General features: G+C 71.0%; 13 protein-coding genes. 9 read left to right on the plus strand and 4 right to left on the minus strand.

The features are described from left to right. Window positions 1–16: 16 nt before the first annotated feature. The 4 genes from AC1DKN_RS12990 (at window position 17) to AC1DKN_RS13005 (ending at window position 4,818) form a co-directional block, all read left to right on the plus strand. Window positions 17–880: an alpha/beta hydrolase fold domain-containing protein gene (locus AC1DKN_RS12990; protein WP_476871496.1), complete on the plus strand. Its 864-nt coding sequence runs from the start codon at window positions 17–19 to the stop codon at window positions 878–880. A 125-nt stretch (window positions 881–1,005) separates the two neighbouring features. Further along, window positions 1,006–1,851: a fumarylacetoacetate hydrolase family protein gene (locus tag AC1DKN_RS12995; protein WP_476871497.1), complete on the plus strand. Its 846-nt coding sequence runs from the start codon at window positions 1,006–1,008 to the stop codon at window positions 1,849–1,851. Next, window positions 1,851–3,599, plus strand: coding sequence for an FAD-dependent monooxygenase (locus tag AC1DKN_RS13000; RefSeq protein ID WP_476858652.1), 1,749 nt, complete (start codon window positions 1,851–1,853; stop codon window positions 3,597–3,599). Before AC1DKN_RS12995 ends, AC1DKN_RS13000 begins: the two co-directional genes overlap by 1 nt. Continuing rightward, window positions 3,577–4,818, plus strand: a complete 1,242-nt coding sequence (locus AC1DKN_RS13005; protein ID WP_476849553.1) for a DUF3500 domain-containing protein — start codon at window positions 3,577–3,579, stop codon at window positions 4,816–4,818. Before AC1DKN_RS13000 ends, AC1DKN_RS13005 begins: the two co-directional genes overlap by 23 nt. A gap of 117 nt (window positions 4,819–4,935) precedes the next feature. Here AC1DKN_RS13005 and AC1DKN_RS13010 read toward each other — a convergent pair whose 3' ends face one another. Beyond that, a complete protein-coding gene (locus tag AC1DKN_RS13010) occupies window positions 4,936–6,003 on the minus strand; it encodes a quercetin 2,3-dioxygenase (protein ID WP_476871498.1) in 1,068 nt (355 codons plus the stop codon). 319 nt (window positions 6,004–6,322) lie between these two features. On the opposite strand from AC1DKN_RS13010, the gene AC1DKN_RS13015 reads away from it, so the two are divergent. Next, entirely contained in the window at window positions 6,323–6,478 is a 156-nt protein-coding gene (locus tag AC1DKN_RS13015) for a hypothetical protein (RefSeq protein ID WP_476871499.1), read from the plus strand. Window positions 6,479–6,741: 263 nt separating this feature from the next. Then, a complete protein-coding gene (locus AC1DKN_RS13020; protein WP_028276773.1) occupies window positions 6,742–7,074 on the plus strand; it encodes a YegP family protein in 333 nt (110 codons plus the stop codon). A 56-nt stretch (window positions 7,075–7,130) separates the two neighbouring features. Here the strand turns inward: AC1DKN_RS13020 and AC1DKN_RS13025 are convergent, their stop codons facing one another. From AC1DKN_RS13025 to AC1DKN_RS13035, 3 genes are all read right to left on the minus strand, one after another. Next, window positions 7,131–7,397: a hypothetical protein gene (locus tag AC1DKN_RS13025; RefSeq protein ID WP_476871500.1), complete on the minus strand. Its 267-nt coding sequence runs from the start codon at window positions 7,395–7,397 to the stop codon at window positions 7,131–7,133. A 130-nt stretch (window positions 7,398–7,527) separates the two neighbouring features. Beyond that, window positions 7,528–8,199, minus strand: coding sequence for a hypothetical protein (locus AC1DKN_RS13030; protein WP_476871501.1), 672 nt, complete (start codon window positions 8,197–8,199; stop codon window positions 7,528–7,530). Further along, a complete protein-coding gene (locus AC1DKN_RS13035; protein WP_476871502.1) occupies window positions 8,150–8,578 on the minus strand; it encodes a hypothetical protein in 429 nt (142 codons plus the stop codon). The genes AC1DKN_RS13030 and AC1DKN_RS13035 overlap by 50 nt, the downstream gene beginning before the upstream one ends. Window positions 8,579–8,736: 158 nt before the next feature. Between AC1DKN_RS13035 and AC1DKN_RS13040 the strand changes: the two genes are divergently transcribed. The 3 genes from AC1DKN_RS13040 (at window position 8,737) to hrpB (ending at window position 12,713) form a co-directional block, all read left to right on the plus strand. Then, window positions 8,737–9,243 carry a sigma-70 family RNA polymerase sigma factor gene (locus tag AC1DKN_RS13040; RefSeq protein ID WP_230011359.1) on the plus strand — a complete coding sequence of 169 codons (507 nt, stop codon included), beginning with the start codon at window positions 8,737–8,739 and terminating at the stop codon, window positions 9,241–9,243. Beyond that, window positions 9,240–9,956 (plus strand): anti-sigma factor family protein, encoded by a 717-nt coding sequence (locus AC1DKN_RS13045; protein ID WP_230011360.1) that lies wholly within the window; start codon window positions 9,240–9,242, stop codon window positions 9,954–9,956. Before AC1DKN_RS13040 ends, AC1DKN_RS13045 begins: the two co-directional genes overlap by 4 nt. A gap of 63 nt (window positions 9,957–10,019) precedes the next feature. Continuing rightward, the gene (gene hrpB, locus AC1DKN_RS13050; RefSeq protein ID WP_476871503.1) at window positions 10,020–12,713 is read left to right on the plus strand and encodes an ATP-dependent helicase HrpB; all 2,694 of its coding nucleotides are present in this window, start codon (window positions 10,020–10,022) and stop codon (window positions 12,711–12,713) included. Window positions 12,714–12,912: the final 199 nt, after the last annotated feature.

The following is a 12,912-nucleotide window of genomic DNA, read 5'->3' on the forward strand; positions in this document are numbered from 1 at the left end:
GCAGATGGAGCCGACGATGACAGCAGAACAGATCCTGGACGGGATCGAGTTCGCCTGCCCCGGGGGCGCCGAACCCCTGCTGCTGGACGTCTACCTCCCCGCCGCCGAAGAACACCCCGCCGAAGGGCCGTCCCCGAAACTGTTCCCCGCCATCGTGCACTTCCACGGCGGCGGCTGGCGGACGGGGGAGCGATCCTCCCTCGGCCCGGTCCTGGACGGCTTCGGCTTCAGCCCGTTCCGGCGGCTAACGGACGCAGGCTTCGTAGTGGTCTCCGCGGACTACCGGCTCAGTACGGCCGCCCAGTTCCCGGCGCAGCTGGAGGACGCGAAGGCCGCCGTGGACTGGCTTCGGAACCATGCGGCGGAGTTCCGCGTGGATCCTGACCGGATCTTCGCGTGGGGCGACTCCGCGGGCGGGCATCTCGCCAGCCTCGTGGGGCTCACCCCTGGCGACACCGGCGACGCCGCGGTCGCTGCCGTGGCAGCCTGGTACGCGCCCGCGGACCTGGCCACGATGGCCGAACAAAGCCTGCCCAACGCCGTCGCCCGTGCCGACGACCCCGCCTCACGCGAAGAACTGCTCATCGGAGCGGTGCTGGCTGAGGCCCCCGGCAAGGCCGCTGCCGCCAGCCCCATGGGCCATGTGACCCCGGCGGCGCCGCCCTTCCTCCTGGTCCACGGGACCGCCGACCGCTTCGTCCCGCCGGCCCAGTCGACGTCCCTCGCGGCGGCGCTGGAAGCCGTCGGTACCGACGTCGAACTGCTCCTGATCGAGGACGCGGACCACATGTGGGTACTGCCCGATCACAGCCAGGCGGCCGCGGAGAAGGCCATGGATGCCACCGTCGACTTCTTCCTCCGCCAGGCCCACCTCCCCTGACAGACCCGTCCCCGCGAAGCCAGTGCAGGCCTCGGCCTGACCAGGGCAGCTTTGCCGTGCCAATTTTCCACGATCACCACTTCCCTCACCGCGCCCGTCCGGGCGGAACCTGAAAGGCCCTTCACATGCAGTACATCGGCATCACCCACGACGGCGCGGCCTGGGTTGCGGCCCTGGCCGACAGCCGGGTCTACCCGCTGGCTCCGGTCCAGGATTTCTGGGCGGATGCCGCCGGCTGGCAGGAAAAGTCCCTGTCCCTGACGGCCGGCGGCGCGTCGCTGAACCGGGCGGACGTCACCGAAGTCCCGCTGGTCCCGCCCACCGCCCGCGTGATCTGCGTGGGATTGAACTACCGCGCCCACGCCGCTGAGGGTTCCTTCTCCGTGCCCGAATACCCCACGCTGTTCGGCCGGTGGACCGCGTCCCTTTCGGTCGGCAATGTCCCCGCGCCGGTGCCCGCGGGCGAGGCCGGGCTGGACTGGGAAGGCGAAGTCGCCGCCTACGTGGGCCGGCGGGTCGAATCCGCGGACGAGGCCACCGCCGCGGAAGCCGTCTTCGGCTACTCCGCCTTCAACGACCTCACCGCGCGGCGGGCCCAAAAGCTCACCGCCCAGTGGACCCTGGGAAAGAACGGCGACTTCAGCGGCCCCCTCGGCCCGCTGGTCAGCCGCGACGAGGCCGGGGACCTTCGCGAGGGATTGCAGGTCCGGACCCGTGTCAACGGCACCGAGGTCCAGAACGGCAACACCCGGGACATGATCTTCTCCGTCCCGGCCATCATCGCCCTGATCAGCCAGACGATGACCCTGCATCCCGGTGACGTCATTGCCACGGGAACCCCGGAGGGGGTCGGCTACGTCCGGACCCCGCCGTGGCTCCTGCAGCCCGGCGACACGGTCGAAGTGGAAATCGACACCCTGGGAACGCTCACCACGCCCGTGGGCGGCCCGTCACTGCGGGCACGGGCCTGATGACGGCCGTCAACAACGCGGCCCTCGGCGACCTGCCGGAGCGGGTGCCGGTGCTGATCGCCGGCGGAGGACCCAGCGGGCTGTTCCTGGCCCTGGACCTGGCGCACCGCGGCATCCACAGCCTCGTCATCGAGCCGAGGACCACCATTGACCAGGACCGGCCGCGCGCCAAGACCACGAACGCCCGCACCATGACGCACCTGCGCCGCCTCGGGCTTGCCGACAAACTCCGCGACGCCGCGCCGCTGCCGGTCTCCTACGCCCAGGACGTCATCTTCTGCTCCGCCCTCACCGGCCACGAAGTCACCCGGTTCCGCCAGGCCTTCCAGCTCGTCCCTGGCCGGTATGGTCCCCAGCCGGAATGCGGGCAGCAGGTCCCGCAGCCCGTCATGGAGGCCGTGCTGCGGGAGGCCGCCGCCGAATCCCCACTCATCACGCTGCTGACCGGCCTGAGCGTGGAAGACCTGGACATCAACCAGGGCGGCGGCACGCCGGGCCCGGGCCGGCCGCGCTTCGGCTCGCGCGTGGCGGTGTCCGACGCAACCGGGCGGCGCAAGGCCGTGGACTGCAGCTTCGTCGCCGCGGCCGACGGCGGTTCCTCCACCGTGCGCCGCCGGCTGAACATCCGCCTCGCCGGGGGCTCCGCCGAGCTCTCCAACATCAGTGTCCTGTTCCGTTCCGACACCCTCGCCGCCGCGATCACCCTGGACCCGGCCGTCCAATACTGGGTCCTGGGGCCCGAGGTTTCGGGCATGGTGGGGCGGCTGGACCTCGGCAGCACCTGGTGGGCCATCATCCAGGGCGTGGACGGCAGCGCATCACCCGACGCCGGACGCCTGGTCCGTTCGCTCGTCGGGGCCGACGTCGACGTCGAGGTCATCGCCACCGACCCCTGGACGGCCCGCATGCTGCTCGCCCCGGGATACGGGCACGACGGCGTGTTCCTGGTCGGGGACGCGGCGCACCTGAATCCGCCCTGGGGCGGGCACGGGTTCAACACGTGCATCGGCGACGCCGCCAACCTGGCCTGGAAGATCGCCGCCGCCCTGGCGGGCTGGGCCGGCCCGGCCCTGCCCGGCAGCTACGAGCTGGAGCGCCGGCCCGTCGCGGCCCGGACCATCCGCGACGCCGCCGCCAACGGGAAGTCGCTGGCCTACCACTTCGCGGACCCGGCCCTGGGTCGGGCGGATGCGGACGGCGAGGCAGCCCGGCGGGTCGCCAAGGAGGCGCTGGCCGTCAAACAAAGCGAGTTCGACTCGCTGGGACTGGTGCTGGGCTACACGTACGGCTCCTCGCCTCTGGTGGTCCCGGATGGACTGCCCGTCCCCGCCGAGGACCCCGTCAGCTACGTCCCCTCCGCCAGCCCGGGATCGCTGCTGCCGCACGCCTGGCTCGACGCGACAACGTCGCTCTATGACCTGCTGGACACCGGCTTCGCCCTCCTGGTGGACCGCGACAGCCTGGGCGGCGCGGCCGCCGGACAGGCCTACGCGGCGGTCCTGGCCGCCGCCGCGATCCACAAGATCCCGCTGTCCGTCGTCGACGTCGGACCCGATCAGCACGGAACCCCGATGACCACGCACTGGCAGGCCGCCGCGGTGCTGGTCCGCCCGGACCAGCACGTCGCCTGGCGGGGGACCGACCCCGCGGGGGCCGCCGCGGCCATTGGCGTTGCCGCCGGCTGGCCGCTGGCAACACCATCCGAAGACCCCGACAGGAGAACACGTGTCCGTGCCGTCCTTCCGTGACTATCTCTACCCGCCCGACCATCCGCGGGTGGCGCAGATCCGTGGCCTGGATGCCCGCGGCTATGCCGAGGCGGCAAAGACCGATCCCTTCGCGGGTCCCATGATCCAGGGCTGGGCCGCCCAATACCCCGAGCCTTTCACCGGGGTGACCAGCGACGGTGTCCACCGGGCCGGGCTGTACCCCCTTGAACCGGCACCGGCGGGGGAGGAGGCGCCGGCGGCCGCCATGACAGCCGCCGCCCGGGACCTGCTGGCACGACTCACGCCGGCCCAGGCCGAACAGCTCCGGTACGGGGTGGACGCGCACGAATGGCAGAGCTGGGCCAACCCGGAATTCCTGCAGCATGACACGGGCCTGCGCCTGGACGAGCTGGACCAGGGCGTGCGCGAACAGATCCTGGCTATCGTTGCGGCGAGCCTGAGTCCGGCCGGCTACGGGCTGGTCCGGAACCTGATGCGGATCAATGGATTCCTGGGCGGCCTGGTGGAGCTGCCGGAGCTGATGAACGAGTTCAGCTACAACTTCGCCCTCTACGGTGACCCGTCGGAGACGGCCCCGTGGGGCTGGCAGCTCTTCGGCCACCACGTGGCGCTCAACGTCCTGGTGGCCGGGACCCAGCTGGTGGTCTCGCCGGTGTTCCTCGGCGCCGAACCGGACGTCATCGACGCCGGCCCGCACCAGGGCGTGGCCGTTTTCAAGGAGCGGATCGCCCTGGCGCGGCGCCTGATGCAATCCCTGCCCGGGCCGCTGCGGGACGAGGCCACGCTTTTCGCGGACATGCAGGACCCGGCCATGCCGGAGGGCAGGCTGCACCCCGGGGACGAACGGCACCTGGCCGGCTGCTTCCAGGACAACCGCGTGATTCCCTACGAGGGCATCCCGGTCAACGCGATGCCCGCCGCGGCACGCGCGATCCTGGACGAGCTCGTGGCAGACTTCATCGCGTTCCTCCCCGACGGGCCGCGGACCGCCCGCCGGCGGGAGATCGCGGCCCACTGGGACGAAACCTGGTTCTGCTGGATCGGCGGATGGGAGGCGCAGGACGCCTTCTACTTCCGACTGCAAAGCCCCGTGCTGGTCATGGAACTGGACCACCACACAGGCGTCTTCCTCAGCAACGACACCCCGGCCCCGTTCCACATGCACACGGTGCTGCGCACCCCGAACGGCAACGACTACGGGCGCGAGCTGGTGCGCCAGGCTCTGCACGCATCATGAACCGCTGACAAGCCATCCACAGACGCGATTGGCCCGGAACCCTCCGCGGGGGGTTCCGGGCCATTCGCGTGGGACCTGCAGCCGGACCGGAAAACCGGGTCAGATGCCCCGGTCCGGCTAGATGTCCAGCGCAGCCCTGCGCTGCGGCGGGGGACCCACCACGGTCAGGTCCATCTCGGCCTGGGCCCGGCCGAAGCCCTCCATGTCCATGTAGGGCTCGCCGCCCTCGGTGTACATGTAGTCCTCCGTGGGCTTGTTGAAGTACTCGAAGAAGCCGTTGAAGACCGACGGCGTCAGGAACCCGACCATCTGGGTGTTGTGGGAATCGAAGGCGAAGGAGTGGATGGTCCCGGCCGGGGCGTGGAGGAAGTCGCCCTTGGTGAGCAGCACTTCGCGGCCGTTGGCGTAGATCCACATCCGGCCCTCGGTGCAGAGGAAGTTTTCCGTGTGCTGTTCGTGGAAGTGCAGCGGAATGTAGGGGGACTTGGCACCCTTGGTGTGGACGGCGAAGTAGTTCGATCCCGTGTTCGCCGGCCGGGACAGGTACGTGAACATGGTCTGGTAGCTGACCATCCGCTCGCCCTCGCCGGCACTGAGGAAGTACGGGCTCTGGGCCGCCGGCAGCCCGGCGTCCTGCCGGAAAGACGGTGCCACCCGTTCGACGTCGGGGAACGTCATGCCGAATTCGGCTCCTACCGCCGCGCACTCCTGCAGGCTGGGCTTCCGGCCCGGGGTGACAGGAGGGACGTGCGAATCGATGGGTGTGCCGACGCGTTCGTAGTAGGCCTCGGCGCCGCCCGGGGTCATCCAGTTCAGGAACCGGGTGTAGTGGCTTGCCATCCGGTACGCGTGCGGGGTTCCCGGCGGGATCACCACGGAATCCCCGGGAGTCAGGATGCGGCTTTCGCCCGGCAGCCAGACGTGCAGGATGCCGTCGAAGACATACAGCGTTTTGTGTTCCACCGCGTGGCTCGCAAACGGTGATTCGGCCCCCATGCCGCCGGAGATGTAGGCGGCGCTGAAAATGCCGCCGGTGTCCGCCGCCCGGGCGATCACCGTGACCAGCTGGCCGTTGATCTCATATCGGGCGCCTTCGCCCGACGCCATGTAGTACGGGACGGCGTCGCCCGGCAGCACATTCGCCAACGGGAGCTCTTTGTTCATTTCCTCAACGCTGAGGGACATCGCATCCTTCTTTCCTGTCTGTGGAGCGCGGGCTGCCCCCAAGACTGCCCCTGATTCTCCGCCGCGGCGACCTCCATTTCCAATGAATGAAACACTTCTGCCCGTCGCTCCGGGCTGTTGGGCGGCGGGAAGCCGTTGGCGGCGGCCTGCGGGCGGTCACGGGTAGGCGCCCGCGGCCTTTCGCCGATACGGTCCAAAGTCCCTGTTTTGGTGTCAGTGCTCCCGGTTAGTCTTGCGTGAGGCGCATGGCGGTCCGTAATGCGAGCCGGTGCGCCTCCAGCCAAGAACAATGGGGGGTACGTTGTCCAACGATTCAGCCATGACCTGGTTTCCCGGCGACGCAGGCCGCACGGCGGCAGCCGAGCCTTCAGAGCGGAGCGAGGCCGTCGCCCCCTCCTGGGACCGCGTCATCCCGCAAGGGTCTTCCGGCGCCAGCCGCGGTGGCTACTGCCGCGACCATTGGCCGCCCCTGTAGGCGTACCGCGGAGGCGCCAGTGTTCCTGCCCGCGGCGGACCCAGACGGCGGTTGCCCGCGCACGGCTGTTGGCTTTTATTTACCTGGGATTTACGTGACTTGCCTTGTGGGCGTTCCACGGCCGCAGCGAGACTTTAATGACGGGCTGACATCATCCGTTCAGCCTCAGGGACAAACCAAACCAGCGGGCAGCAGCGACGCTTTCCCCTTCACCCCGTGGCAATGATGTCCGGACGGGGAGCCCGCGAATCGGGAGGATCGCCATGGCCGGCACATTTGAACTCTTCGTTGACGCCGATGCCTGCTTCAGGTTTCGGCTCAGGGCACCGGACGGGGCAGTACTGGCCGTGTCAAAGGGCTTCGCGGACAAGCCTGCAGCGGTTGCCGGCATCACCGCGGTGCGCGAGTACGCCGGCATGGGGCTGATCAGTGATCTGTGCCCGGAGCCGCCGGCAAGTCCGGCGGCTCCGCGGCCGAGAAGCACTCCGACTCCGGTGCCCGGCGTCGACCGGCGGGTGCACGACAACGACCTCCGGATCCGCGCCCGCGCCCTCCGCCGCCCGGCGCACGGGCCGGGCGCGGTTGGCGTCGGCTGATCCGGCAGGGCCCGCGGCAAACGGCCCAGGCGGACGTTGGGTGGCCAGGGGCGCCGCTACGGGTCCATTCCGGCGTGCACCGGAACGAATTCGATCTTGTTCGCGGGCTGAACCGTTTTCCTGGGCGCCCGCGAGAACCCCTTGGCATCCAGGTGGTTCTGCGCCCGGTACTCTGCCAGGGCCTTGTCGTAGATGCCGTTGAGCCGGTGCCCGGAATAGACGTGTTCTGAGCCATCGGTGAACGTGATGCTGATGAGCGATTTTTCCGGGAAGTGCCGGTTCATGCGGATGAACCCCTCGGCGTCTTGCTTGAGATTGATCATGTGGTTCCCACTTTCGTGATCGAGTTGATCCAGTCTCCCGCCTTCGCTGTGACTAAACCAACCGGCCAGGACCAGCCGGCTTCCTTCGACGGTCCAGGCCACCCTGCTCGATGGGGATGGGGCCGTGCCCCTATTCGGGGGCATACGCGTCCACCGCTTGCTGCAGCACGGGGCTGAAGCGGTCCCAGGAATCGGCCGGCGTGGCCACAACCAGGACGCTGCTTCCCCGGGTTCCTGCAACGAGGCAGGCAATTTCACGGTATTTGTGGGCACCGATCCGCGTTACATAGGTGTCTTCCACGCAGGAACCGGTGCCTCCCCGGAACCCCATTCCGGCGCGGTACTGCAGCCGGCTCGCGGATGCGGCGTTCTCGCCCGTGAGATGGGCCAGCCGGAATTCGGGCCAATTAGCCAGCGACTCGTCGCCCTGCTGCGGCGTGGCGTTGAGATAGATCTGGAGGTCCCCGTCGGGGGCGGTGACGGTCGCGGACACGCTGCCGGGGTCGCCCGGCACGGGAGCGGCATCAGGTGGGATGGCCAGCACGGCTGTGGTGTCCGGAAGCTCCAGCGGCTGCCATCCTGCCGGGGCCGGTCCGGCACGGAACCACGCGAACGAGGTGGGGCCGGAGGCAGGCGCCGCCGTCTGGTTCCCGGCCGGACTGCCGCACGCGCTGAGGGCCAAAGCCGCTAGCGCCGCCGGCACCCCGAACAGGAGCCCCCTGCCGGGGCCCGGCCCAAGCGCCCCGTGGCTGCTACCTGTTGCCGTCACCGTCGTCCGGTCCTCCGTTGTTGTCGGCATCATGATCGTTTCCGGCAGGCACCCGGGCGGGCGGCGGAACCATGGGCCGCGGCGCCGGTGGAACGACGCGCCGCGGGGCGGGCGCCGGCGGCCGGATCATGGGTGCCGGGGCGGGCGGCGCAGCGTACCGTGGCGGAGCCGGCACAACGGGCGGGGCAACGGTCGACGGCGGAGCCAGCACAACGGGCGGGGCAACCGTCGACGGCGGAGCCGCGTTGCCGGCTGGGTCCTTGGGCGACGGCGTGGGGGTCCCCGTCGCAGGAACTGACGGGACTGTGTAGGGGGCCGGTGCCGGCGTCGCTGTGCGCCCGGCGAAGCAGGCCCCCAGCAGCAGGATGGCGCCCAACGCCGCGGCGGCAGTCGCCGGGCGAAGAATCTTCATTGTGCTCTCCTTTGGGATGGCCGGCCAGGGGCGGCCGGACCTGTCCCTACAACGGTTCCGGCAGCCTGCAGGTTCAACGCGGGCTGCGGCCATCGACCGCGCCGGGCGTAAGTGAACTGTTTGCCGCCCGGCGTCGTCCTACCTCCAAGGAGGCGGAAATGTCCGATCAGGAGGCCGAGTTACTGCGATCGCTGCAGGAGGCTTACGGCCCGGCGCTATGGCGGTTCGTCATGGGGATGACCCGTGACAGCGCCCTGGCGGATGACGTCGTGCAGGAGACGCTGATCCGCGCGTGGAAACACCCGGCGATTCTGCGGCGCCCGGAGACGGCGGTGCGGGCCTGGCTTTACACGGTTGCCCGCAACCTCGTCATTGATGACCGGCGCAGCGCCCGGCGCCGGCACGAAACGGGAACCGATCAGCTGCCTGAGATTCCGGAGGCGGACCGGGTCGACAGGATCCTGGACGGGTGGCTTGTCTCGGATGCGCTCGCCGGGCTGTCCGCCGAGCACCGGGCCGTCGTCATTCATTCGTACTATTTGCGGGAGACGACCGCCGAGATCGCGCAAAATCTTCAACTGGCCGAGGGAACAGTGAAGTCGCGCCTGCACTACGCGCTGAGGGCGATGCGGCTGGCCCTGCAGGAGGGAGGCGTGACGCCATGAACCAGAACGGAACCGATGAGTACCGCCGCTGGGATGCCGCGTACGTGCTGGGTTCCCTCATCTCCTCGGAGCGGCGCGAGTTCGAGGAGCACTTGTCCGGCTGCGCGGGCTGCAGGGCCGCCGTCGCCGACCTTGCCGGACTGCCGTCGCTGCTGGCAGCACTCTCACCCGAGGAAGCCCAGTCCCTCGGGCGGACGGACGGCGAACGGCGGACGCCGACGTTGCAGCCCGGGCTGGCGCATAAGGTCCAGCGCGGCCGCCGGCGCACCCGCCTGGCTGTCGCCGGGATCATGCTGGGCGCCGCTGCCGCCGCAGGCGCGGTTTACGTTGAGGTCACGGCCTCCCCGCCCCCGGCTGCCCAGATCCAGGCCGCATCCGCGACGGCCCTGGACTTCACGCCGGTCGCCGACAGCGCCATGGTGGCCACCGGATCCCTGACCACGCAGCCGTGGGGAACGCAGATCGACTGGCAGTGCACGTACACGCCGTCCCCGGCCGACTACGCTCTGCCGGGTGGTCTCCGCGCGCCGGAAGAGTACGGATTGGTGGTTGTCGACTCCCGCGGCGCCACGACCCAGGTGGCCACCTGGACGGCAACGCCGGGGACAGTGGCGACGCCGACGGCCACCACGGTTGTCCCGAGAGCCGATATCCGCAGCATTGAAATCCGCGCCGTCGCGAGCGGCAAGACGCTGCTGGCCGCGCGCCCGTAGCGCCGGCACAGCGGCGCGGCGCCGGATGGATGGCCAGGACTCCATTGCAGGGACAATGGAGGCGTGACTTCCGCGACCGCACCCCTGGACCCAGCCTGCGCGAAGGGCCTCTTCGACCTCGGCGCCATCGGGGCTGGCCTGGCCTTTGCGGAATCGCTGGGAGCCCTCGCGGCGGCATTGCAAGCCGGTGGTGCGGGGGCGTCCGCGGTGGTGCAGGCGCCTCCTGGGACAGGCAAGACGACACTGGTGCCGCCGCTGCTCGCCAACATCTCCGCCGGCGGGAGGGGCGGGCGCCCGCGGATCGTCGTCACCCAGCCGCGCCGCGTCGCTGCCCGTGCGGCCGCCCGGCGCCTGGCCGCCCTGGACGGCACCCGGCTCGGCGACCGCGTGGGCTACACGGTCCGCGGGGAACGCCAGACCGGCCCGGGTACCGTGATCGAGTTCGTTACCCCCGGCATCCTCTTGCGCCGCCTCCTCGCTGACCCGGGGCTCGAGGGCACGGACGCCGTGATCCTCGATGAGGTCCACGAACGCGGGCTGGAGACCGACCTCCTCGTTGGCATGCTCGCCGAAGTCCGCCAGTTGCGCGGCGACCTCGCCCTCGTCGCCATGTCGGCCACCCTCGATGCCCCCCGCTTCGCCGCCTTGATTGGAGACGCGCTGATCGGTGCGGCGGCGGACGGAAATGACGACGGCGGCGGGCCGGCACCGGTCATCGACTGTCCGTCCGTGCTGTTTCCGCTGGACGTGGAATGGGCCCCCGCGCCGGCGCCGCGGCTGGATGAGCGGGGCGTGGCCCGGGCCTTCCTGGACCATGTGGCCGACACGGCAGCGGCCGGGCACGCGGCCGCGTTGGCTGGCGGACGGGATCTGGACGCCCTGGTGTTTGTTCCCGGCGCCTGGGAGGTTTCCTACGTGGCTGCGCGGCTCCGCGGCCGGAGCCGCGCCGAGGTTCTGGAACTCCACGGCCAGGCCCCGCCGGCGGAGCAGGACCGCGCCGTCTCCGGGCGTGAGCCCGGCGGGGCTGCCCGGATCATCGTTTCCACCGCACTCGCCGAGTCCTCCCTCACTGTTCCGGGCGTCCGGCTGGTCATCGATTCCGGGCTTTCCCGCGAGCCGCGGCGCGACGCCGGCCGCGGAATGTCCGGACTCGTGACGGTGTCCTGCTCCCGGGCGTCCGCGGACCAGCGTGCCGGCCGTGCCGCACGCCAGGGCCCGGGAACGGTGATCCGCTGCTATGACCAGCGGGCCTTTGGCGCTGCGCCGGCGCACCCGACGCCGGAGATCGCGGCAGCTGACCTGACCGGCGCCGCCCTGGTCCTGGCCTGCTGGGGATCCCCCGGCGGCCGGGGACTGGCGCTGCCGGACGCGCCGCCCCGGGCCGCGATGGACGAGGCCGTCGAAGTGCTGCGGGAACTCGGCGCCGTCACCGCGGAGGGTCACGCAACCGAGGTGGGCAAGACCCTGGCCCGGGTCCCGACTGATCCCCGGCTGGCCCGCGCCCTGCTGGACGGCGCCGCGACGGTGGGCTACCGCACGGCGGCCGAGGCCGTTGCCCTGGTCTCGGGGGACCAGCGCGCACCGGGCGCAGACCTCACCAGGCTGCTTGCCGCGCTGCGGACGGGCCGGGATCCCGGATCCCGGCGCTGGTCGGAGGACGTCCGGCGGATGGAGTCAATCGCCCGGCAGGAATCCACCGGTGGCGGGCATCAGAAGCCATCCGGCGCCGCGCCGCTTGCATCTGCTGGGGCCGTTGGTGCCGCGGAGGCGGTCGGGTTCGTCGTCGCCCTGGCTTTCCCGGACCGGGTGGCGCGCCGCGTTCCGGGCCAGGGGCCGGCGCAATACCTGCTGACCTCCGGAACGCGGGCCGGGTTGCCGGCCGGCAGCGCCCTGTCCGGGCACGAATGGCTGGGAGTGGCCGAAGTGTCCCGCGCACAAGGGCGCGACGCCGCGGGGACCGGTGCCGTCATCCGCTCTGCGGCGCCGCTGACCGCGGACACCGCAGAGGCCGCCGCCGGCAACCTCCTGAGCGACACGCTGCAGGCGCGGTTTAGCCAGGGCCGGGTCTCGGCCCGGCGGGAGCGCCGCCTGGGCGCGATCGTGCTCTCGTCCACCCCGGTGCGGCCTCCTGCGGAGGAGGGCCGCGCAGCCGTGGCCCGCGCCCTGGCCAGCGAGGGGCTGGCCACCATCGGATGGTCGAACGCGGCGGACGGCTTGCGCCGCCGTCTTGCCCTGCTGCACCGGGAGCTGGGCGGGGCATGGCCCGACGTTTCCGAACCGGCGTTGCTGGCCCGGCTGCAGGACTGGCTGGCCCCGGAGCTCGCGGCGTTGGCCGGCGGGGCGTCGACGGGCGGGATCGACCTCGCCGGCCCGCTGAGCCGGCTGCTGCCGTGGCCCGAGGCGGCCCGGCTGGGCGAACTGGCACCCGAGTCGCTGGCGGTCCCCAGCGGATCCCGGATCCGGATCGACTACCCGGACGCGGCAGACGCCACCGGCCGGCCCGTAGTGGCCGTCAAGCTGCAGGAGTGCTTTGGCTGGGCCGAGACGCCGCGGCTGGCCGACGGGCACGTGCCGGTGCTGTTCCACCTGCTCTCGCCGGCCCGCCGGCCCCTGGCCGTGACAGACGATCTCGCATCCTTCTGGTCCGGGCCCTACGCCCAGGTCCGGGCCGAAATGCGCGGCCGCTATCCGCGGCACCCGTGGCCAGAAGACCCATGGACCGCACCCGCGACAGCCCGGACCAAGCCGCGGAACTGACGCCGGACCAGCAGCCCGGCGCTGCCAACTGACCACTCGCGCCGCCCGGGCAACAGGGGCATGATGAAGGAGCACGACACCGGCGGGCCTCCCGGCCCGCGGGACGCCGGGCAAACAGGCCGGTCAAACGGGCCGGTCAAACGGGCCCGTCAAACGGGCCCGTCAAACAAAAATCAGCCACGCGATGAAGAGTGATGGC

The sequence above is a fragment of the Arthrobacter sp. 01N444 genome (assembly GCF_056399305.1).

Excerpts from the sequence above, each read along its gene's own strand:
- AC1DKN_RS12990 (WP_476871496.1), top strand. The coding sequence starts at position 17 with ATGACAGCAGAACAGATCCTGGACGGGATCGAGTTCGCCTGCCCCGGG.
- AC1DKN_RS12995 (WP_476871497.1), top strand. The coding sequence starts at position 1,006 with ATGCAGTACATCGGCATCACCCACGACGGCGCGGCCTGGGTTGCGGCC.
- AC1DKN_RS13000 (WP_476858652.1), top strand. The coding sequence starts at position 1,851 with ATGACGGCCGTCAACAACGCGGCCCTCGGCGACCTGCCGGAGCGGGTG.
- AC1DKN_RS13010 (WP_476871498.1), bottom strand. The coding sequence starts at position 6,003 with ATGTCCCTCAGCGTTGAGGAAATGAACAAAGAGCTCCCGTTGGCGAAT.
- AC1DKN_RS13015 (WP_476871499.1), top strand. The coding sequence starts at position 6,323 with ATGACCTGGTTTCCCGGCGACGCAGGCCGCACGGCGGCAGCCGAGCCT.
- AC1DKN_RS13020 (WP_028276773.1), top strand. The coding sequence starts at position 6,742 with ATGGCCGGCACATTTGAACTCTTCGTTGACGCCGATGCCTGCTTCAGG.
- AC1DKN_RS13025 (WP_476871500.1), bottom strand. The coding sequence starts at position 7,397 with ATGATCAATCTCAAGCAAGACGCCGAGGGGTTCATCCGCATGAACCGG.
- AC1DKN_RS13030 (WP_476871501.1), bottom strand. The coding sequence starts at position 8,199 with ATGATGCCGACAACAACGGAGGACCGGACGACGGTGACGGCAACAGGT.
- AC1DKN_RS13035 (WP_476871502.1), bottom strand. The coding sequence starts at position 8,578 with ATGAAGATTCTTCGCCCGGCGACTGCCGCCGCGGCGTTGGGCGCCATC.
- AC1DKN_RS13040 (WP_230011359.1), top strand. The coding sequence starts at position 8,737 with ATGTCCGATCAGGAGGCCGAGTTACTGCGATCGCTGCAGGAGGCTTAC.
- AC1DKN_RS13045 (WP_230011360.1), top strand. The coding sequence starts at position 9,240 with ATGAACCAGAACGGAACCGATGAGTACCGCCGCTGGGATGCCGCGTAC.